General features: G+C 39.8%; 21 protein-coding genes and 1 riboswitch. Of the genes, 16 read left to right on the plus strand and 5 right to left on the minus strand.

The window, feature by feature from the left end:
• Positions 1 to 108: 108 nt before the first annotated feature.
• Positions 109 to 1,590, minus strand: coding sequence for a glucose-6-phosphate dehydrogenase (gene zwf, locus CFS04_RS05400; protein WP_088809605.1), 1,482 nt, complete (start codon positions 1,588 to 1,590; stop codon positions 109 to 111).
• Positions 1,591 to 1,823: 233 nt separating this feature from the next.
• On the opposite strand from zwf, the gene rnz reads away from it, so the two are divergent.
• The 4 genes from rnz (at position 1,824) to CFS04_RS05420 (ending at position 5,221) form a co-directional block, all read left to right on the plus strand.
• On the plus strand, positions 1,824 to 2,738 hold the full coding sequence (gene rnz, locus CFS04_RS05405; RefSeq protein WP_088809606.1) for a ribonuclease Z: 915 nt from the start codon (positions 1,824 to 1,826) through the stop codon (positions 2,736 to 2,738).
• A 9-nt stretch (positions 2,739 to 2,747) separates the two neighbouring features.
• Entirely contained in the window at positions 2,748 to 3,539 is a 792-nt protein-coding gene (locus tag CFS04_RS05410; protein ID WP_088809607.1) for an SDR family oxidoreductase, read from the plus strand.
• A 92-nt stretch (positions 3,540 to 3,631) separates the two neighbouring features.
• Positions 3,632 to 4,702, plus strand: coding sequence for a DNA polymerase IV (gene dinB, locus CFS04_RS05415; RefSeq protein WP_088809608.1), 1,071 nt, complete (start codon positions 3,632 to 3,634; stop codon positions 4,700 to 4,702).
• A 12-nt stretch (positions 4,703 to 4,714) separates the two neighbouring features.
• The gene (locus tag CFS04_RS05420) at positions 4,715 to 5,221 is read left to right on the plus strand and encodes a GNAT family N-acetyltransferase (RefSeq protein ID WP_088809609.1); all 507 of its coding nucleotides are present in this window, start codon (positions 4,715 to 4,717) and stop codon (positions 5,219 to 5,221) included.
• A gap of 53 nt (positions 5,222 to 5,274) precedes the next feature.
• Here CFS04_RS05420 and CFS04_RS05425 read toward each other — a convergent pair whose 3' ends face one another.
• Both CFS04_RS05425 and CFS04_RS05430 read right to left on the minus strand, forming a co-directional pair.
• The gene (locus CFS04_RS05425) at positions 5,275 to 6,468 is read right to left on the minus strand and encodes a toxic anion resistance protein (protein ID WP_088809610.1); all 1,194 of its coding nucleotides are present in this window, start codon (positions 6,466 to 6,468) and stop codon (positions 5,275 to 5,277) included.
• The gene (locus CFS04_RS05430; RefSeq protein WP_088809611.1) at positions 6,461 to 7,108 is read right to left on the minus strand and encodes a 5-bromo-4-chloroindolyl phosphate hydrolysis family protein; all 648 of its coding nucleotides are present in this window, start codon (positions 7,106 to 7,108) and stop codon (positions 6,461 to 6,463) included. The genes CFS04_RS05425 and CFS04_RS05430 overlap by 8 nt, the downstream gene beginning before the upstream one ends.
• Positions 7,109 to 7,329: 221 nt before the next feature.
• On the opposite strand from CFS04_RS05430, the gene CFS04_RS05435 reads away from it, so the two are divergent.
• Complete coding sequence (locus CFS04_RS05435; RefSeq protein ID WP_088809612.1) at positions 7,330 to 7,887, plus strand: NUDIX domain-containing protein; 558 nt, start codon at positions 7,330 to 7,332, stop codon at positions 7,885 to 7,887.
• 80 nt (positions 7,888 to 7,967) lie between these two features.
• On the opposite strand, the gene CFS04_RS05440 is transcribed toward CFS04_RS05435, so the two are convergent.
• Complete coding sequence (locus CFS04_RS05440; protein WP_369821516.1) at positions 7,968 to 8,966, minus strand: NAD(P)/FAD-dependent oxidoreductase; 999 nt, start codon at positions 8,964 to 8,966, stop codon at positions 7,968 to 7,970.
• Positions 8,944 to 9,786: an ABC transporter ATP-binding protein gene (locus tag CFS04_RS05445; RefSeq protein ID WP_088809613.1), complete on the minus strand. Its 843-nt coding sequence runs from the start codon at positions 9,784 to 9,786 to the stop codon at positions 8,944 to 8,946. The genes CFS04_RS05440 and CFS04_RS05445 overlap by 23 nt, the downstream gene beginning before the upstream one ends.
• 319 nt (positions 9,787 to 10,105) lie before the next feature.
• Between CFS04_RS05445 and CFS04_RS05450 the strand changes: the two genes are divergently transcribed.
• The 11 genes from CFS04_RS05450 to CFS04_RS05500 all read left to right on the plus strand — a co-directional run bounded on the left by CFS04_RS05450 (position 10,106) and on the right by CFS04_RS05500 (position 20,474).
• Entirely contained in the window at positions 10,106 to 10,555 is a 450-nt protein-coding gene (locus CFS04_RS05450) for a Fur family transcriptional regulator (protein WP_088809614.1), read from the plus strand.
• A 130-nt stretch (positions 10,556 to 10,685) separates the two neighbouring features.
• Positions 10,686 to 11,579, plus strand: a complete 894-nt coding sequence (gene xerD, locus CFS04_RS05455; RefSeq protein WP_088809615.1) for a site-specific tyrosine recombinase XerD — start codon at positions 10,686 to 10,688, stop codon at positions 11,577 to 11,579.
• A 22-nt stretch (positions 11,580 to 11,601) separates the two neighbouring features.
• Entirely contained in the window at positions 11,602 to 12,786 is a 1,185-nt protein-coding gene (gene deoB / locus CFS04_RS05460; protein WP_088809616.1) for a phosphopentomutase, read from the plus strand.
• A gap of 21 nt (positions 12,787 to 12,807) precedes the next feature.
• Positions 12,808 to 13,626, plus strand: coding sequence for a purine-nucleoside phosphorylase (locus tag CFS04_RS05465; RefSeq protein WP_088809617.1), 819 nt, complete (start codon positions 12,808 to 12,810; stop codon positions 13,624 to 13,626).
• A 134-nt stretch (positions 13,627 to 13,760) separates the two neighbouring features.
• Positions 13,761 to 15,071 carry a diaminopimelate decarboxylase gene (gene lysA / locus CFS04_RS05470; protein ID WP_088809618.1) on the plus strand — a complete coding sequence of 437 codons (1,311 nt, stop codon included), beginning with the start codon at positions 13,761 to 13,763 and terminating at the stop codon, positions 15,069 to 15,071.
• Positions 15,072 to 15,075: 4 nt separating this feature from the next.
• Complete coding sequence (locus CFS04_RS05475) at positions 15,076 to 15,822, plus strand: segregation/condensation protein A (protein ID WP_088809619.1); 747 nt, start codon at positions 15,076 to 15,078, stop codon at positions 15,820 to 15,822.
• Positions 15,815 to 16,402 (plus strand): SMC-Scp complex subunit ScpB, encoded by a 588-nt coding sequence (gene scpB, locus CFS04_RS05480; RefSeq protein WP_088809620.1) that lies wholly within the window; start codon positions 15,815 to 15,817, stop codon positions 16,400 to 16,402. The genes CFS04_RS05475 and scpB overlap by 8 nt, the downstream gene beginning before the upstream one ends.
• Complete coding sequence (locus CFS04_RS05485; protein ID WP_088809621.1) at positions 16,402 to 17,142, plus strand: pseudouridine synthase; 741 nt, start codon at positions 16,402 to 16,404, stop codon at positions 17,140 to 17,142. The genes scpB and CFS04_RS05485 overlap by 1 nt, the downstream gene beginning before the upstream one ends.
• Positions 17,143 to 17,348: 206 nt before the next feature.
• A complete protein-coding gene (locus tag CFS04_RS05490; protein ID WP_088809622.1) occupies positions 17,349 to 18,065 on the plus strand; it encodes a response regulator transcription factor in 717 nt (238 codons plus the stop codon).
• Between the two features lie 85 nt (positions 18,066 to 18,150).
• Entirely contained in the window at positions 18,151 to 19,944 is a 1,794-nt protein-coding gene (locus tag CFS04_RS05495; protein ID WP_088809623.1) for an ATP-binding protein, read from the plus strand.
• A gap of 5 nt (positions 19,945 to 19,949) precedes the next feature.
• The gene (locus CFS04_RS05500) at positions 19,950 to 20,474 is read left to right on the plus strand and encodes an acyl-CoA thioesterase (RefSeq protein ID WP_088809624.1); all 525 of its coding nucleotides are present in this window, start codon (positions 19,950 to 19,952) and stop codon (positions 20,472 to 20,474) included.
• Between the two features lie 79 nt (positions 20,475 to 20,553).
• A riboswitch (FMN riboswitch) is annotated at positions 20,554 to 20,674 on the plus strand.
• Positions 20,675 to 20,739: the final 65 nt, after the last annotated feature.

Consider the following 20,739-nt stretch of genomic DNA (forward strand, 5'->3'; position numbering starts at 1 on the left):
TTCCCAAATGGAGCCAAAAACAGAAGCAGAGCTTTTGCGATTAGCCATAAAAGTGCGGACAATGTTTAAAAACAAGCGGCGAGGATTTAATTCCTCGCCGCTTGTTTTTTATTCTTCATGAACTTTAAACCAGCTAAAGCCATCCTTAGCGAGTAGTTCATCTGCTTCATCTGGCCCCATCGTGCCAGGTTTATAATTCGGGAAGTGTCCCTTCGTGTTTTTCCAAACATCTGCTACGTGATCGATGAAATTCCAAGATAGACTTACCTCATCCCAATGTGAGAAGTAAGTGGCATCACCGCGTAAGCAGTCTAAAATGAGTTTTTCGTATGCTTCTGGTGTGTTCATTCCGTCTGGAGAAGAATGAGCGTAGTTTAAATTAATCGGCATGGTTTCCATACCTTGACCAGGCTTTTTAACATTAAGATGTAAAGTGATACCTTCATTAGGTTGGATATGAATGACGAGCACATTGCCGCCTAGTGACATATCGCTACCAAAAAGGTTCATTGGGACGTTTTTAAAGTGAATCGCAATTTGTGTAGCTTTGGCAGCTAAACGTTTACCAGTTCGGATATAGAACGGGACGCCAGTCCAGCGGAAATTATCAATTAATAGTTTCGCCGCGACAAACGTTTCGGTATTGGAGTCTGGATTCACATTGTCTTCTTCGCGGTAACCTTTTAAATCTTTACCAAATGCGTGACCAGAACCGTATTGCCCACGAATGAAGTTTTCTAACACTTCTTCACCTTCATAAACGCGAAGAGAACGTAGTGCTCGTACTTTTTCATGACGAATTTCTTTGGTGGAAAGTTTAATAGGCGGTTCCATAGCAAGTAAGGAAACAATTTGCAAAATATGGTTTTGCACCATATCGCGGAGTGCACCACTTTCATCATAGTAACGCCCGCGGTCTTCAACACCTAAAACTTCACTTAGCGTAACTTGAATATTGTCAATATAACGATTATTCCAAAGTGATTCGATAATAGAATTAGCGAAGCGAATAACGGAAATATTTTGAATCATTTCTTTCCCTAAGTAATGGTCAATACGGTAGATTTCATCTTCATGAAAAGCTTCACGAAGGGAATCATTTAATTCATGAGCACTTTCTAAGTCATGCCCAAACGGTTTTTCAATAATTAAACGATGGAAACCTTTCGTATCAACAAAGCCTTCAGATTTGATGCGGCTTGCAATAATGCCGAAAAAGTTCGGCGCCATAGCTAAGTAGAAAATACGATTGCCAGCTAAATCATATTTTTGATCAAGTTCATCTGACAATGTTTTAAGCGAAACGTAGGACTCTTTATTGGTGACATCATGTGACTGATAGTAAAAATGACTAGCAAATTCATCTGCTTCAGCACTTGAAGCGGCAATATCTTGAATTGATTCTTTCACCTTATCTCGAAAGAAATCATTACTCCATTCCCGGCGCGCAGTTCCAATTACAGCAAAATTTTTCTTTAAATAGCCTTTGCTAAATAAATGATATAGCGAAGGGTAAAGTTTTCGATTTGCTAAATCTCCCGTACCGCCAAAAATTGTAATCAAAGCTTTTTGTTCTAAATTATCTGTCATACGCACTTACCCTCTTTCTCGTTTCTGCTTTAACAAGGATTACATAAATCCATTCGAGCACAAAAAGCTCTATAGCTCCATACTATTTTATCCATTAAAGTATGTTTGTGCAACTGTTTGAACTAGAAAAAGAATGTGAATTTAAAATGAAAACGTTTTATTTCGAGAATTCATTTCATTTTTGAAGGAGTATGATAAAATGGAACATATTGATTTAGAAAGTTGGGAGAAAAATGGAACTTATTTTTCTTGGGACAGGTGCGGGAGTGCCTTCAAAAAATCGCAACGTCACATCAATTGCCATTTCCATGTTAAATGAGCGAAATGCGATTTGGCTGTTTGATTGCGGAGAAGGGACGCAGCATCAAATTTTGCGCAGTTCAATTCGGCTAAGCAAACTTGAAAAAATTTTTATTACACATTTACACGGCGACCATATTTTTGGTTTGCCCGGTCTTTTAAGCAGCCGTTCATTTCAAGGCGGAGAAACAGAATTGACAGTTTATGGTCCGACGGGCATAGCTGCCTTTATCGAAAATTCTTTGGAACTTAGTGGTTCTCATTTGACCTACCCACTTCAGGTCATAGAAGTTGAACCAGGCGAAATTTTCCGCGACAATCAGTGGCAAGTTGTTTGTGATGAGCTCGATCACGGCATTTCGAGCTTTGGTTACCGGTTGGTTGAGGCGGATAAGCCGGGGACACTTGATGCCGCACGACTTAAGCAGGAAGGGGTTCCGGCAGGGCCACTTTATCAGGAATTAAAGCAAGGAAAAAAAGTGGCGCTTCCTGACGGTCGAATGATTGATGGTGAGGCGTTTATTGGGCCAAAACAAAAAGGGCGCATTATTGCGATTTTTGGTGATACGAGGCCACAAGAGAACGAGCGAGCGTTAGCGGAAAATGCAGATATCATTGTGCATGAAGCAACGTTTGAAGCGTCTAAAGAAGAGATGGCGAAAGAATACATGCATTCAACGACAACCGATGCGGCCAAGCTTGCCCAAATTGCTGGCGCGAAACATCTTATTTTGACGCATATTAGCTCGCGGTACGACAAGGAAGCCAGTTTACAGCTTTGCGACGAGGCGCGTGAAGTGTTTCCAAATACGGATATCGCTGAAGACTTTGCTAGTTTTACTATTTAGGAGGCAAAAATGAATTCTTTTTTAAAAGGAAAAACGGTTCTAATAACGGGCGCTTCAAGCGGTCTTGGCGAAAATTTAGCCCATTATGCGGCGAAATCAGAAGCGAGTGTTATTTTGATTGCGCGAAATGCGGCTAAGCTTGCCGAAATTAGTGCGCGTATTGAACGTGACTACCAAGTCAGTACACACGTCTACCCGCTCGATGTGACAGATTTTCTTGCTATGGAACAAATAATCAAAGAAATTTTACAGGCTCACGATATCGACGTGCTAATCAATTGCGCTGGCTTTGGTCTGTTTGAAACGGCAGAAAACACTCCGTTTGAAACGGTGGAAGCGATGTTTGATACGAATGTTTTGGGACTCATTCGCTTGACGCAACTTTTTATTCCGCATTTCAAGGAAAAACGAAGCGGGCATATTGTAAATATTGCTTCTCAAGCCGGCAAAATTGCGACGCCAAAATCGAGTGCGTATGCGGCAACCAAATTTGCGGTGTTAGGCTATTCAAATGCGTTAAGGATGGAACTAAAGGCGGACAACATTAAGGTGACAACGGTGAATCCTGGACCGATTGCGACAAACTTTTTTGACCTTGCAGATGAATCAGGAGAGTATTTAAAAAGCGTAGGATTTTTCGTTTTAAAACCCGAAAAAGTAGCTGAAAAAACAATCCGAATCATTGGGAAAAATCGGCGCGAGGTGAATTTGCCGTTTTTGATGAACATGGGGACAAGAATTTATCAAGTAATGCCGAGTGTCGTCGAGTTTTTTGGGCGAAATGCTTTCATGAAAAAATGACGCCATATTAGGCGTTTTTTTTCTTGAAAAAAATTAAGATTCTGGTATAATAGAAATAGAACAAACGTTCGTTTTCAGAGGGGTGGCTTAACATGGATGTGAGCAGAAAGATAATTCATATTGATATGGATGCGTTTTATGCTTCTGTTGAGCAACGCGACCATCCTGAGTACCGCGGGAAACCGCTTATAATCGGCGGCGATCCAAACAAGCGCGGTGTTGTTTCGACCTGTTCTTATGAAGCGCGTAAATTTGGTGTACACTCTGCAATGCCCACAAAACAAGCAGTTAAGCTATGCCCAGAAGGGATTTTCATTCATGGAAACATGGAGCACTATATGGAAATCTCTAGCCAAATTCGCGATATTTTCAGACGCTATACGGACATCATTGAGCCGCTCTCGTTGGACGAGGCGTATTTAGATGTGACAGAAAATAAAAAAAACATGACTTCCGCAACACTTATCGCAAGGGAAATCCAATATGCGATATACAATGAATTAGGCCTCACTTCGTCTGCTGGAGTGTCCTACAATAAATTTATTGCTAAAATAGCATCCGATTATAAAAAGCCAGCCGGTCTGACAGTCGTCCCGCCAGAAAAAGCTGAACAATTTTTAGAAACTATTCCCATTGACAAATTTTATGGAGTAGGAAAAGTAACTTCCGAAAAAATGCATCGTTTAGGCATAAAAACGGGTAAAGACTTAAAAGCATGGAGTGAATGGGATTTGATTCGAGAGTTCCATAAACATGGCTACTACTTGTATCGCCACGTGCGAGGTCGTTCGAATAACATTGTCAATCCGCATCGTGACCGTAAATCAGTTGGGAAAGAAACCACTTTCGAACGAAATGTTTTAAATGAGGCTCTGCTTGAAAAAAGTTTAATGCGGTTTGCAGAAAAGATTGAAACGCGACTACTTAAAATCCAAAAGCACGGAAAAACGGTAGTCTTAAAACTGCGATATAGTGATTTCACGACGATAACAAAACGGATGACGCTTACCGATTATATCCATGATCGCCAAATGATATACGAAGCCGGAGCCGCGCTACTAAATGATGTTTATGATGGTAAAGAAGCTATTCGTCTAATCGGTTTGACCGTCACAAACTTAAAACCCATTCATTTTGAAAATATGCGCCTAGAAGGTATATAAAAGGAGGAGTATATGGTTACAATTCGCGTTGCTGAAAAAAAGGATGCCGAAAATATTATTCGTTATTTAAACGGTGTTGGGGGAGAAACTTCATTTTTAACTTTTGGGAAAAATGAATTTTTAGTTTCCCGTTCAGACGAAGAAGCCATCATCGAAGATTATTTTTATCATCAAAAGGCTTGTATGCTCGTGGCTTATGAACATGATGAGCTGATTAGCGTTGGGCTTGTGATTGTGCCACCTAAAGAGCGAATGGCGCACCGCGGGGAGATTTCACTTTCTGTGAAAAAAGCGTTTTGGGGACAAGGAATCGGCTCGCAAATGCTGGAGGCGCTTGTCCATTCGGCCGAAACAGCCGGCCTGCACATTTTGACGCTTGAAGTTGTGAGTGAGAACCGAGCTGCCTTTCTGTTATATAAAAAATTCGGATTTAATGTGGCGGGGGAGTATCCCGATTATTTCCGCGTTCACGACAAGTTCTACGCGGTGACACTAATGTACCGCACATTAAAAAACTAGGCTTTGAGATTCCAAAGCCTAGTTTTGCGCGACACGTTTAAGTTATAGTATTTTTAACGTAATTCAATTAAACGATCTTTTAGTTCTTGTTCCATAGAAACGAGTTCTTTTTCTGCTGCAGCACGTTTAGCACGGCCTTCTTGTTGAATTTTAAGTGTTTCTTGCAGTGTTTCAATTAAACTTGATTGCGTATGTTTAAGCGTTTCGATATCCACGATACCTCTTTCGTTTTCACGCGCAGTTTCAATCGCGTTTGTTTTCAGCATGTCAGCATTGCGTTTCAGAAGTTCATTTGTCGTTTCAGAAACTTGACGTTGTGCTTCAACTGCTTGTTGTTGTCTTAAAAGTGTTAAGGCAATCGCCACTTGGTTTTTCCAAAGCGGAATAGCCGTCATAATGGACGATTGAATTTTTTCAGCTAACGCTTGGTTCGTATTTTGGATTAAACGAATTTGCGGTGCTTGTTGAATCGTAATCTGCCGACTAAGTTTTAAGTCATGCACACGTTTTTCAAGACGGTCAGCAAATTGCGTCAAATCATTCACTTCTTGGAAATCCATTTGATCGCCAGTTTCTTCAGCTTTTTTGCGAAGTTCAGGCAACAATTTATCATTGATTTCCTCAAGCTTCAATTCGCCAGCCGCGATATAAATATTCAAAGCTTGAAAATAATCTTTATTTTTATCATAAAGTTGCTCTAAGAAGGAGTTATCTTCCATCAAGCGTTTTTTCGAATGCTCTAGTTTTAAAGCAATTCGGTCGATTTGGGTGCCAATTTTTTGATATTTTGACGTGATTTCATTAATCGATTGTTTCACACGGTGAAACATTTTTGTGAAAATATTTTTATTGCGTGCAGCAAGCTCGTCTGGATCAGCTTCTTGCAGTCGATACATCAAGTCGCTAATGATATCCCCAATCGGACCAACATCTTGCTTCTGCACGTGGGCGAGCATTGAGTGCGAAAAATCATGAAGTTTCGCTTGAGCAGGTGCACCGTATCCAAGAATGGCCGCCTGATTTCCCGCATCAATTTGTTTGCTCAGTTCAAGAGCCTGACGTTTATTGCTTTCAGGAAGCATATCTACGAGGCGAGGCGCCGCGTCATTTTCGCTATTCGTAATGCTCGTGTTTTTTGTATCATCCATTCCGAATGGATTGCTAAGTAAATCATCTAATGTATGATTCATATCTTTCTCAAGTAATTCAGTTTGATTTAATTCTTTTTTTTCACTGTTCTCACTCATGTTTCGAGCTCCTTTCGAACTTTTGTTTTTGCTTGGAAATTGAGTTTTTAGCAACTTCAAGCTCAAAATCAAGACTGTTAACATCTTGATTAAGGAGTGTAAACAAATCCTTTTCAATCACACGGCTCAAATCATTTAAAAGTGAGCGAGTGTCTGACAAAGTTTGATAGATTTTTTTATCTTTAACAGGTTGGCTCTCAAGAAAAGCATATTTCTCAGTAAGTTCTACAAGTGAATCAAGGTGGGAGAAGAAGAAATCTTCCGCTTCGTAAAAACGTTTTGGTTCATCTTTTACAATCCCATAGATTCTTTTCGCCAGTTGAAGTGTTTTGTTACGTTCTTGAAAAGAATAGAGTCCTTTATTTGTAGACATGATTTTTTGAAGGCGCATTATTTTAAGACGCGCTTCCTCTAAATTTGAGCGAATATATTTGAATTCTTTTTTTGTTAAACCTGTCTTTTCGGTTAAAGCTTGGTCACCTGCTTTTGCAGAAAAGAAAAACAGAATAGAAGCTACAGCAATGGTGATTAAAGCAATCAGAAGCCAGCTACTCTTTAAGATGGCTGAAAGAATACCGAATAACACGATGACGATAAAAATGGAACCTGTAAACGCCATAATCTTTTTAAATGTAGTCATTGTTTATCTTCTCCTTCAGATACCTATTCTAAAAAATAAATTTATGTAATCTCTTGGGATTACTTACTTTCATTATACAAGATTTTTTCTTTTTAGAAAGGATGTTTGATTTGACTTCATCATACCATAATTGAAGAAATGATGTTATCAGTCGTGCGATGTAAATTCATCTCGGACCAAATTTTATGTTAAAATATATAAATAGAAAGAAGGTGCTCTAAATGAAGGATTTAGAAGAAAAAACAATTAGTGAGGAAACCATTTTTAAAGGACGTGTTGTGGAGCTTTCTGTAGCAGATGTGCGCCTTCCAAACGGTAAAATCGCGAAAAGAGAGCTCATTAAACATCCGGGAGCAGTGGGGATTATTCCGATTACACACGATGGGAAAATTGTTATGGTCGAGCAATATCGTAAACCTTTAGAGAAAACAGTCGTTGAAATTCCAGCAGGTAAAATGGAAGTAAATGAACCAAAAGAAGAAACAGCACAACGTGAACTAGAAGAAGAAACAGGCTATAAGGCAAGTGGACTAGAGTTATTAACTTCTTTTTACACGGCACCAGGCTTTGCTGATGAAATTATCCATATTTATGTCGCACGAGGCTTACATAAACAAAATAAACCTTTAGCCCAAGATGATGATGAATTTATCAATGTTTTAGAAGTCACTTTAGATGAAGCCAAGCAATTAATTGAAGAAGCTTCAATTTGCGATGCCAAAACAATGTTTGCAATTCAATATTTAGAGTTAGAACAATTAAAAGCAGAAGAACAGTAAAAGGTTGGGAAAATGTTATGCCCCGAAAAGTTAGATTTTAGGTCTAACTTTTTTTGGTGGCTCAAAATTCCCAACCTTTTTTAGTGCATAAAATGCTCGTGATGTGTGCTAACCATTGCTTCTGGCGCCGCATTTGGATCCAAATATTTTTTCGCGCTATTGACAGCAATTGGACCTTCGTGAAGCCCCGCTGCAATAATTCGAATTTTTCTCGGATAGCAGGCGACATCGCCGCAAGCATAAATACCTGGCACAGTCGTCTGCATTTCTTTGTCGACTGTTATGCCCCATTCTTCAGTTGCAAATCCCCAGTCACGCATCGTACCAATATCGACTTCAACGCCGTGATTGACAAAAACCGCATCGCACATAACTTTTTTATTTTCCCCAGAATGCTTACAAGTTAATTCAATTTCTTTCAAATTTTCATCACCATGTAAGCTTGTAATCTCGTGGTGCAAATGTGTCGTAATACCAGAAGAATGAACGGCTTTCGCGCGTTCCTCATAGCCTTTGAAGTCATCGCCACGGTAAATAAGTTCAACACTTTTAGCAATCGGAAGAAGCATCAATGCTGCATCAAGCGCCGCATCGCCACCTCCTGAAATGACGACTTTCTTATCTCTAAGCTTTTCCAAATCGCGCAAATGATAGTGAATCTGTGCTGGGAAATTTTCCGCAAAACGAGCTTCGAGCGGATTCATTTTGTAAGTCCCACTACCAACTGCAATAATAATCGTTTTGGTTAAATGAACGGTCCCGTCGTCCGTCTTAATATAGAAAGTGCCATCATTTTGTTTGACGACAGACGTTGCGCGGGTGTTTAAAACAAAGGTCGGATTAAACGTTTCCGCCTGTTTCTTAAAATTAGCGACTAAATCAGCACCGAGAATTTCAGGGATGCCGCCAATATCATGAATCAGCTTTTCAGGATAGAAGTAGCGAATTTTGCCGCCAACATCTGGTTCAGCATCAATAATTTTTGTTTTCATAGAACGAAGACCGCTATAAAATGCGGCATATAGACCGACTGGGCCGCCACCAATTATGGTGACATCAAATAGAGATGGCTTCAACATGATCAAGCTCCCTTACAACATCTTTAATTTCACAACCGTTACAAGTTTCATATGGCAGGCAAAGCGGTACGCCGCTTCTAGGGTCCATTAAAATATCGGCTTTAATATTAAAAACATCTTCTAAAATTTCGCAAGTCATCACTTCTTGAGGTGTTCCGCTTGCGGCAACTTGCCCGTTTTTGATGGCAATCATATGTTCAGCGTACCGTGAAGCATGGTTTAAATCATGTACGACCATAACGATGGTACGATTTTCAGTTTGATTTAACTGCTTCAAAATGTTCATCACATCTAATTGGTGTGTCATATCTAAAAAGGTAGTAGGTTCATCTAAAAATAAAATGGATGTATCTTGTGCAAGTGCCATCGCTATCCAAGCGCGTTGTCTTTGACCACCAGATAAGTTTTCAATAGGGCGGTCTTTAAACTCTTCAAGATTCGTCATTTTAAGCGCCCATTCAATCATATGTTGATCCTCTTTACTGCTGATTTTAAAACCAGTTTGATGAGGACTGCGGCCATAAGCAATGAGTTCATAAACCGTTAAGCCGCCGGGAGCTGTCGGATTTTGTGGCAAGATGGCAAGTTCCTTCGCAATTTGCTTTGTCGCGACTTGATGGATTTTTTTACCATCTAAAATGACATGTCCCTTACTTGGTTTCATAAGGCGAGACATTGTTTTTAAAATGGTAGATTTTCCAGAACCATTTGCGCCAACTAGGGCGGTAATTTTTCCCTTAGGAATAGATATATTTAATGAGTCAACAATAATTCGTTTATCATAAGCAATTTGCAGGTTTTCTGTATATAAGTTTTGCATAAAATCACTCCATTTATTTTAGTGATAATGATTCTCAATGAATTTAGTATAGACGTTTTAGGCGTAACTTTCAAGGCAAACTTTTAGGAAGTAAAAATTATAAATAATAATAATTATAAATAATCTTGATTTTTACTGTAAATGATAATCACTATAGACAGTTTTTGTAAATTATGTTATCGTTATAAACATAGTTATCTGAATGGAAATGCGGATATTTTTAGAGTGTTGAAATGTGAAGATACTCATTTCTAAATAATAATAATTCTAAATAATGGTTTCTGATTGAGAATATTTATTTTTAAAGGGAGGCGTCTATATGGAAGGTCGCATTAAACGAATTAAGGCTCAGCTTCATGATGCGAGTTATAAATTAACGCCGCAACGTGAAGCGACAGTTCGTGTTTTGCTGGAAAATGAAAAAGATCATTTAAGTGCAGAAGAAGTCTTTTTACGTGTGAAGAATATCGCGCCTGATACGGGCCTTGCAACGGTTTATCGGACGCTCGAACTTTTAACGGAGCTGCGTGTTGTCGATAAAATTAATTTTGGTGATGGCGTATCGCGTTATGATTTGCGTAAAGAAGGTGCCAAGCATTTCCATCATCACCTTGTTTGCTTAGAATGCGGATCGGTGGAAGAGATTCAAGAAGACTTGCTTGAAGATGTCGAGAAAATAATTGAACAGCGCTGGAATTTTCTTATTAAAGACCATCGTTTAACGTTTCAAGGTGTTTGTTCAGACTGCAAGAAAAAAAGCAAGAAATAGTTTGGGACTGCTACAAGAATGTAGTAGTTCTTTTTTAATTATATGAAAAAAACAACAATTTCGGAGTGAGCAGATAAAAGTTCACCAGAAAAGGGTTTCATGTTAAAATGAATGGGCAGGAGGCGAGAAAATGAACGATTTAATTGAGGATTTTTTGCATTTTTTATCTGTTGAACGTGGTTTATCGATGAATACGCTTGCTGCCTATAAACGCGACTTGCTTTACTTTGCGAACTTCTACAAGGAAAAATCAAACGATGATGATTTTGAAAAGGTTGGGCGTGAAGATATTGTGGCATTTATTAGTGTGGCTAGAAATGACGGGAAGTCGCCGCGTACGGTGGCACGTTACATTGCATCACTTCGTTCGTTTTTTCATTTTTTACTTCATGATGGTAAAATTAAAGGCGATCCAATGATCCAAATTGAGACGCCAAAACAAGCGCAAAGTTTACCTAAAGTGCTTAGTCTTGCAGAGGTTGAGAAGCTGCTAGATGCGCCAAATACGAATACGCCGCTTGGCTTGCGCGACCAAGCGATGCTTGAGGTGCTTTATGCGACAGGGCTTCGTGTTACTGAGCTGGTGCAACTTAAAATGGATGACCTTCACTTACATATGGGCTTTATTCAAACGATTGGAAAAGGGAACAAAGAGCGTATCATTCCGCTTGGGAAAACGGCGACAACGGTTTTGGAAGAATATTTGCGAAACGGTCGACCAAAACTTAGGAAGTCTTCTAATCGAAATGATTTTGTCTTTTTGAATCATCACGGAAACGGGCTTACAAGGCAAGGGTTTTGGAAAATTTTGAAACAGCTTGCGAAAAAGACGGGCATTGAAAAACCGATTACCCCGCATACGTTACGGCATTCATTTGCGACGCACTTACTTGAAAACGGGGCAGATTTGCGTTCTGTTCAAGAACTGCTTGGTCATTCAGATATTTCGACGACACAAATTTATACACATGTAACAAAGGCGCGTTTAAAAGATGTCTACAAAGAGTTTCATCCGCGCGCATAAATTATAGAAGGGCGATGAGGAAATGGTTGAAAAGTTTAAACGTATTCACGTTGTTGTGATGGATTCAGTTGGGATTGGTGAGGCGCCGGATGCGGCCGAATTTGACGATTTTGGTGTCGATACATTTGGTCATATTGCTGAACACATGAAAGGCTTACACATGCCAGAAATGGGCAAACTGGGCCTCTCCAACATTGAACCCGTTTTAGGCATAGAAAAAGAAGAGAAACCACTTGCCTACTTTACGAAAATGCAAGAAGCGTCGCGTGGGAAAGACACGATGACCGGACACTGGGAAATTATGGGGCTGTACATTGATACGCCTTTCCGTGTATTTCCTGACGGCTTTCCGGATGCGCTAATTAAGCAGATTGAAGATAAGACGGGGCGGAAAGTAATTGGCAATAAACCTGCGAGCGGTACGGAAATTTTAGATGAGCTCGGCGAGGAACAAATGAAAACCGGCGCACTAATTGTGTACACATCTGCTGATTCGGTGCTGCAAATTGCGGCGCATGAGGATATTATCCCGCTTGAAGAGCTTTACGAAATCTGTGAGTTTTGTCGAGAAATTACGCTTGACGACCCTTACATGCTAGGCCGAATTATTGCACGACCTTATGTCGGGGAACCAGGCGCGTTTAAACGGACGGCGAATCGTCACGACTACGCACTTAAGCCATTTAAACCAACTGTTATGAATGCGCTAAAAGACGGCGGAAAGGATGTCATTGCGATTGGCAAGATTTCCGATATTTTTGACGGGGAAGGCGTCACAGAATCCATCCGTACGAAGTCTAATATGGACGGAATGGACCAACTTGTACAAGTTTTAGACAAACCGTTTGAAGGTATGAGTTTTCTCAATTTAGTTGATTTTGACGCGTTATTCGGTCATCGCCGCGATCCAGAAGGCTACGGACGTGCACTTGAAGAATTCGATGCACGACTTCCAGAAGTATTTGAAAAAATGGCGGAAGACGATTTATTAATGATTACAGCGGATCATGGAAATGATCCCACTTACCGCGGCACCGATCATACGCGTGAATATGTACCACTTCTTGTGTATTCCAAACGCTTTAAAGATGGCGGAAAAGCGTTACCACTTCGCGAAACTTTTGCAGACTTAGGTGCAACGGTTGCTGAAAACTTCGCTGTTAAAATGCCTGAATATGGTAAAAGTTTTTTACACGACTTAAAATAATAGAAAAGAAGGAGTAAAGACATGAGCACTCAAAAAGTGAACGAAGCAGTAGCAAAAATTAGAGAAAGTTATCAAGAACGTCCAACAATTGGACTCATTCTCGGTTCCGGGTTAGGCGTTTTGGCAGATGAAATTGTAAATCCTGTTCAATTATCTTATGATCAAGTGCCACATTTCCCAGTTTCAACGGTAGAAGGGCATGCTGGCCAATTTGTTTTCGGTGAACTTCAAAATAAGCGAGTTGTTGCGATGCAAGGACGCTTTCACTTTTATGAAGGTTATTCCATGCAAGACGTTACGTTCCCTGTTCGCGTGATGAAGGAGCTTGGCGTCGAAATTTTGATTGTGACAAATGCGGCTGGCGGTGTGAACGAGCTTTACAAAGCGGGCGATTTGATGCTGATTTCCGACCATATTAATTTTACGGGAACCAATCCTCTTATTGGAAAAAATGAAGACCATTTTGGCCCCCGCTTTCCGGATATGTCAGAAGCATATCAACTTTCGTTACGCGAAACAGCAAGAAAACTGGCAAACAAATTGGAAATTAACATTCAAGAAGGCGTCTATGCAGGCTTCAGCGGTCCAACATATGAAACGCCAGCCGAAATTCGCATGATGCGCACACTGGGCGCTGACGCCGTTGGAATGTCGACGGTTTCGGAAGTCATTGTGGCAAGACACGCTGGCATGCGCGTTTTAGGGATTTCTTGCATTACAAATATGGCGGCAGGAATTTTAGACCAGCCGTTATCTCACGCCGAAGTTATCGAAACAACTGACAAAGTTAGAAGCACATTTTTAACATACGTCAAAGCAATTGTTGGCGAATTAAATTAATAGGCGTATTCGATACCTTTACTTTTTTTAGTAAAGGTATTTTTATTTAGATTGTTATTGTTTCCGAAGTGCCCTTTATGCTACTATAGTAAAGAACTTAAATTAAATTTCTTTGGTAAAGGTGGGGGATAGGCGTGACATTTGAACGTTTTGGGACTATGAATGTGAATACGGAAGGACATCTAGAAATCGGAGGGGTAGACACATTAAAGTTAGTCGAAGAATTTGGAACCCCTTTATACGTCTATGATGTAGCGCTAATTCGTGAGCGTGCCAGAGGATTTAAGAAAACATTTGAAAAGTTAGGCGTTCGTGCGCAGGTGGCCTATGCAAGTAAAGCATTTTCTTCCATTGCGATTTATGAACTTATGGCAGAGGAAGGCTTATCGCTTGATGTTGTATCAGGCGGTGAACTTTATACGGCGATGAAAGCGAATTTCCCACCTGAACGGATTCATTTCCACGGGAATAATAAAACGGCGGAAGAAATTGAAATGGCGATTGACTATGGCATTGGCTGTATCGTGGTCGATAATTATTATGAAATTGAATTGTTAAAGGAAATACTTGAAAAACGGGCGACTAAAATGCCTGTTTTAGTTCGTGTAACTCCTGGAATTGAAGCGCACACGCATGATTACATATTGACGGGGCAAGATGATTCAAAATTTGGTTTTGGTTTAACAAATGGTCAAGCGGAAGAGGCCATTAAACGCATTTTGGCTGCACCGAATCAATTTGATTTAATCGGGCTTCATTGCCACATTGGTTCCCAAATTTTTGAAACAACAGGGTTTATTATGGCTGCTCATCGCATTATGGAAAAACTGGTGGAGTGGCATGACACATTGCAGTTTGACTCACAAGTTTTAAATTTAGGTGGTGGATTTGGTGTCCGTTATACGGAAGAGGACAAGCCGCTTGAGCCTTCTGAATATGTGAAGGAAATTATCCAAGAAGTGAAGAAAATGGCGAATGAAAATGGGTTGCGCGTTCCTGAAATTTGGATTGAACCAGGCCGCTCGTTAGTGGGGGAAGCGGGAACGACCCTTTATAAAATTGGTTCTAGAAAAGAAGTTCCGGGTGTTAGAGAATATGTTGCGGTTGACGGTGGCATGAGTGATAATATTCGTCCTGCGCTTTACGAGGCACATTATGAAGCTGTGCTTGCGAATGCACCACTACTTGAGACTGAAGAAACTGTTTCAATTGCTGGGAAATGTTGTGAGTCTGGTGACATGTTAATTTGGGATTTGCCGCTTCCAAAATCAAATTCTGGTGATGTGCTAGCGGTATTTTGTACAGGAGCCTACGGTTATGCGATGGCAAGCAACTATAATCGCATTCCACGTCCGCCAGTTGTATTTGTGGAAAATGGTAACGCAAAACTTGTTGTGCGACGCGAATCGTATGAAAATCTAGTGCAAAACGATTTACCGTGGTGAACGCATGATGGAAATGAATTTTAAAGTAGAGGCATTTGAAGGGCCACTTGACTTACTTTTACATCTTATTGGCAAATTGGAAGTGGATATTTATGATATTCCAGTTGCTGAAATTACTGAGCAATATATGGAATACATTCATACAATGCAATTTTTGGAGTTAGATGTGGCAAGCGAATACTTGGTTATGGCGGCTACGCTACTTGCGATTAAAAGTAAGATGTTACTACCAAAACAAGAGCTTGAAGAAGATTTTGACGAGTTTGATCCGGAACTTGACCCGCGTGATGAGTTGATTGAACGTTTAATGGAATATAAACGTTATAAAGAAGCGGCGAAAGATTTAAAGGAAAAGGAAAACGAACGCAGTTTCTACTTTAGTAAAGCGCCGATGGATTTAGGCGAATATGATGATGGCACAACTTCGGTGGAGCTTGACGTGACGCTAAACGATATGCTGGGGGCTTTCAATAAGTTACTGCGTCGGCAAAAACTCAATAAGCCGCTTCATACGCGTATCACCACACAGGAAATTTCTATCGACGCCCGTATGGATGAAGTTTTAGAGAAGCTAAATCAAGTTAAAGGGAAAATGAAATTCGATGATTTGTTCGAAAAAGGAACGAAAGACCAGCTTGTCGTAACTTTTCTTGCACTGCTCGAATTGATGAAGCGAAAATTAATTTCGGTTGAGCAATCTGGAAGCTTAGAAGACTTGTATGTAGAAGGTAGAGGGGAAATTAGTGAATAAAGAGCAACAAATTGGCGTGTTAGAAAGCTTGCTTTTTGCGGCAGGTGATGAGGGGCTTTCGACAAAGCAATTAACGGAAACGATGGAAATCACCTATATTGAAGCATTGAACTTGCTGGAGAGCCTCGGGGAACGCTATGAACAGGACGATTCTCGTGGCCTTATTCTTCTTGAACTTGCTGGGTCTTTTCAGCTTGCTACGAAAAAAGAGCATGCTGAATACTTGCGCAAATTGGTGGAGGCACCACACTCAGGCTCTCTTTCACAAGCTTCTCTTGAAACGCTTGCGATTATTGCGTATAACCAACCGATTACACGTATGGAAGTTGATGAAGTTCGTGGTGTGAAAACGGATGGTCCAATACGCACGCTTGTCGCTAAAGGACTCATAACGGATAGAGGTCGAGCAGACGGAGCTGGCCGTGCCAAGTTATACGTCACAACAAGCGAATTTTTAGATGCCTTTGGTTTGAGTAGTATTGAAGAGCTGCCAAAACTTGCAGAACCTTCGGCGGAACCGGAACAAGATGAATTGGATCTGTTTTTTGATAAATTTAACCGAACGGAGGAAGACGAATAATGGAAAGATTGCAAAAAGCGATTGCAAATGCAGGGGTGACTTCAAGACGAAAAGCAGAAGTGCTTATCCAAGAAGGTAAAGTAAAAGTGAACGGGAAAGTCGTAAAGGAATTAGGCGTGAAGGTCAGTGGTTCTGACCGTATCGAAGTAGAAGGTATTGAAATTACAAAAGAAATTCATCGTTATTTTTTATTTTATAAGCCTAGGGGTGTCGTGTCTGCTGTAACAGATGATAAAGGGCGAAAAGTTGTTTCGGACTATTTTTTGGATATTGAAGAGAGGCTTTATCCAGTGGGAAGACTTGATTATGAAACTTCGGGGTTACTTCTCATGACAAATGACGGAGAATTTGCTAATCTATTAATGCATCCAAAATTTAAAGTGGAGAAAAGATACATTGCTCGCTTAAAAGGAATTCCTGAAAAGATGGCGCTTAGAAATTTAGAACGCGGTGTTATCATTGATGGAAGAAAGACGGCACCAGCCAAAGTGAGAATGCGATCTTTTGATAAAGGAAAAAGTAAATCAATTGTTGAAATTACTATTCATGAAGGTAGAAATCGCCAAGTAAGAAAAATGTTTGAAGCAATTGGTCATCCAGTTCAAAAACTTTCACGTGAAGGTTATGCCTTTTTAGATTTAAGAGGAATGAACGCTGGAGAAAGGCGAGAGCTTAGTCATCATGAAGTTAAACAATTGCAAGCATTTGCCAAATTCGGTCAAAAACCTTCTGGACAATGATAGTTTTTTTCGACAAAGAAAAGTTTCTAATAGCTTGTTTTAAAAAAAACATGTATAATTTAATAGACAAGCTATTTAATAAAGTAGTAAAGGCACTAAAAGAGTATGTGGGTACTATTTTAGCTGCTTATAAAGTTAATCGTGCAGAATGATTCTCTCTAACAGAGTAGATGAAATGCAAATGAGAATGTGGGGGATGAGTACTTATGAGTGATCAAGTAAAAGTGCTTGTTGTTGACGATGAAGATCGTATTCGTCGGCTCTTGAAAATGTATTTGGAAAGAGAAAATTTTCGTATTGAAGAGGCAAGTGATGGTGATCAAGCACTTCATATGGCCTTAAACAATAATTACGAAGTGATATTGCTTGATTTAATGATGCCAGGAAAAGATGGTATCGAAGTTTGTAGAGAACTACGTGAGTATAAGGCGACACCAGTCGTTATGCTAACGGCAAAAGGCGAAGAGGCAAATCGCGTGCAAGGATTTGAAGTGGGGGCAGATGATTATATTGTAAAGCCGTTCAGTCCAAGAGAAGTTGTACTACGCGTTAAGGCTGTTCTTCGGCGCGCAAAACAACAAGACAAAAATTTGTTTTCTGCTACGCCTGGGGATATGATTAATTTCCCTCACCTTAGCATCGATAATGAAGCACACCGAGTTATTGTTGATGGGACTGAAATTAATTTAACACCAAAAGAATATGATTTGTTATATTACTTAGCTAAATCACCAGATAAAGTTTTTGATCGCGAATCACTTTTAAAAGAAGTTTGGCGATATGAATTCTTTGGGGATTTGCGTACAATTGATACACATGTAAAACGTTTAAGAGAAAAATTACTTGATGTTTCTGAAGATGCTGCCAAAATGATTGTAACGGTTTGGGGGCTGGGCTATAAATTTGAAGTCCCAGAAGATTAAGTAAAATAGATGGACAGGTTGAATCGGTTGTGATGGACAACCTTCAAAACCTGTTCATTTTTAGGTTAAAGGGAGGCTTAGTGGGATGAAGTTATGGAATAGCATCGTCGGAAAGATTTGGAGCACAATTATTTTACTTCTAATTGGTGTCCTTGTCATTTGCGGTTTTTTAGTTGCGGTTATTTATGAAAAAAATAATTTCAATGAGATTAAAGCTGAGCTAGACCAAGATGCATCTAAAATCATTGGTGTTATGCATAAAAATGATGCCTTTATTACTGATAACGGGATTGGTAGCGAATCGCTCACGCTACTTGATGATACGATAGGTGTTATTATTTCTAGCGATGGTGAAAGCGTTTATACAAGGCAGTCAACTGATAAGATTTCTAATAATTCTATAGAAAGATTAACGCACAACAAAAAGATTAATGAAGCCTTGGCTGAAAAAGATGAGCCTTTAGAAATGAAATATGATTTTAAAGACAAAGATATGAATTATCCGGTGCAACTCTATGTGAAAAAATTCCAATTGGATAACGGTGAAAGTGGTGTGCTTTATATTTATAAATCATTCCATGATATTTTAAGTGTGACAAAACAAGCAACTAGAACGCTTATATTGGCTGGACTAGGCGCGATTTTAATTACGTCATTCTTATCGTTTGTCTTTTCTTCCAGAATGGCGTTCCCACTTCGGGAGATGAAAAAGATAGCAGTTGCTGTTTCACGGGGGAATTTTGATAATCGTGTGCCGAGCTATACGCATGATGAAATTGGTGATTTGGGACTGGCGTTCAATAATATGGCACAGCAGTTGAAATATAATATTAGTGCACTTCGCCAAGAAAAAGAACAATTATCGAATATTTTAGTTGGAATGGCAGATGGGGTTATAAAATTTAATATCGATAAAACGATTATTTTAAGTAATCCACCAGCTGAAGAATTTTTGCATAACTGGTTTTTCTCTAATGAAAACAACGAGAAAGTTTTAATTCCTAAAAAATTAGAAGAGATGCTTGATGAGATTTTGCGCAGTCGAGATGAACAAGTTGGCGAAATTACGTTTGGAGATCAGACGTATGTAGCGATTTTAACGTTGCTTTATAACGGAGAAAATGTTCGTAGTATTGTAGCTGTTATTCGTGATATGACCGAAGAGAAGCGACTTGAGAAAATGAAAAGCGATTTTGTTAGCAATATCTCGCATGAACTTAGAACGCCGATTTCTATGTTGCAAGGTTATAGTGAGGCGATTATTGATGGTGTTGCTCAAACAGATGAGGAAGTACGGGAGTTTGCACAAATTATTTATGAGGAGTCGCTTCGAATTGGCCGTCTAGTCAATGATATGCTAGACCTTGCACGAATGGAAGCAGGCTTTACACAGCTAGATAGGCGAGAAATGAAAATCGCACCGTTTATTTCAAAAGTTGTATCTAACTTCGAAGTTTTAGCAAAAGAAAATTTTGTTGAATTAAAAGTGGAGGTTGATGATAATGATTTAGTCTATTACTTCGATGTCGATCGTCTTGAGCAAGTGCTTATTAATTTAATCATGAATGCCATTCGTCACACCGGACGAGAAGGCTATCACGGCGTTGTCACCGTTCGTGAGCATGCTGATTATGCAAATGGGCAGTTGTTAGTTATTGTCAGTGACAATGGTAGCGGAATTCCAGAAGAGGATATCCCGTACTTGTTTGAACGCTTTTATAAAGCAGATAAAGCAAGAACGCGCAGCAAAGCAGGCACCGGAATTGGTTTAGCCATTGTTAAAAACATCGTGGAGGCACATAATGGTAATATTACAGTAGAAAGTACAGTAGGCGTAGGCTCATCGTTCATTATTAGCCTGCCGCTAAAAAGGAGTTAGTTAAATTGTCCAATCGAGAACAAAAATTTTGCAAAGAATCCCGTGTTATTAAAACAAGCCGTGTGTTTCCACAAGATACAAATAACCATAGCACCCTTTTTGGGGGAAAACTGATGACGTATATTGACGACACAGCGTCGATTAGTGCGTCTAGACACTGCCGTGTTGGCATTGTTACGGCTTCAACCGATTCAGTTGACTTTCTTCGTCCTATTAAAAGTGATCATTCTGTTTGTCTTGAATCATATGTGGCAGCAGTTGGACGTTCTTCAATGGAAATTTTCGTTAAGGTGATTTCTGAAAACTTGAAGACAGGCGATCGCTATTTAGCGGCCACATCATTTTTGACTTTTGTTGCCATTGATGATGACGGGAAAACAGTTGAAGTGCCGGAAGTAGTGCCGGAAAGTGCTGAAGAAAAAATGATTCATGCGGGGCGTGAGGCGCGGGCGAATGCCAGAAAAGAACGTCTAAAAGCAAGCCGAGTGCTTGCCGAATCATTAAATACCGAAGTCTTATGGCTATTTTAAACAAAAAAAGGTTGCTAATTTTTACTTTCATGGTAAAATATTAAATGATTCATCATCTTTTTGGTGAAAATAAAATATCGTTCATCTTCGGGGCAGGGTGTAATTCCCGACCGGTGGTAATAGTCCACGATCTGTTTTTAACAGGTGACTCTGGTGCAATTCCAGGACCGACAGTATAGTCTGGATGGGAGAGGATGTTGGCAGCCTTTTTGGCTTGTCTGCAAATGAACATTTACGTGAGTTTGGCGTTTTTACGCCCAGCTTG

Origin of the sequence: Listeria sp. ILCC796, from assembly GCF_900186175.1 — a bacterium.
Classification (GTDB): domain Bacteria; phylum Bacillota; class Bacilli; order Lactobacillales; family Listeriaceae; genus Listeria; species Listeria goaensis.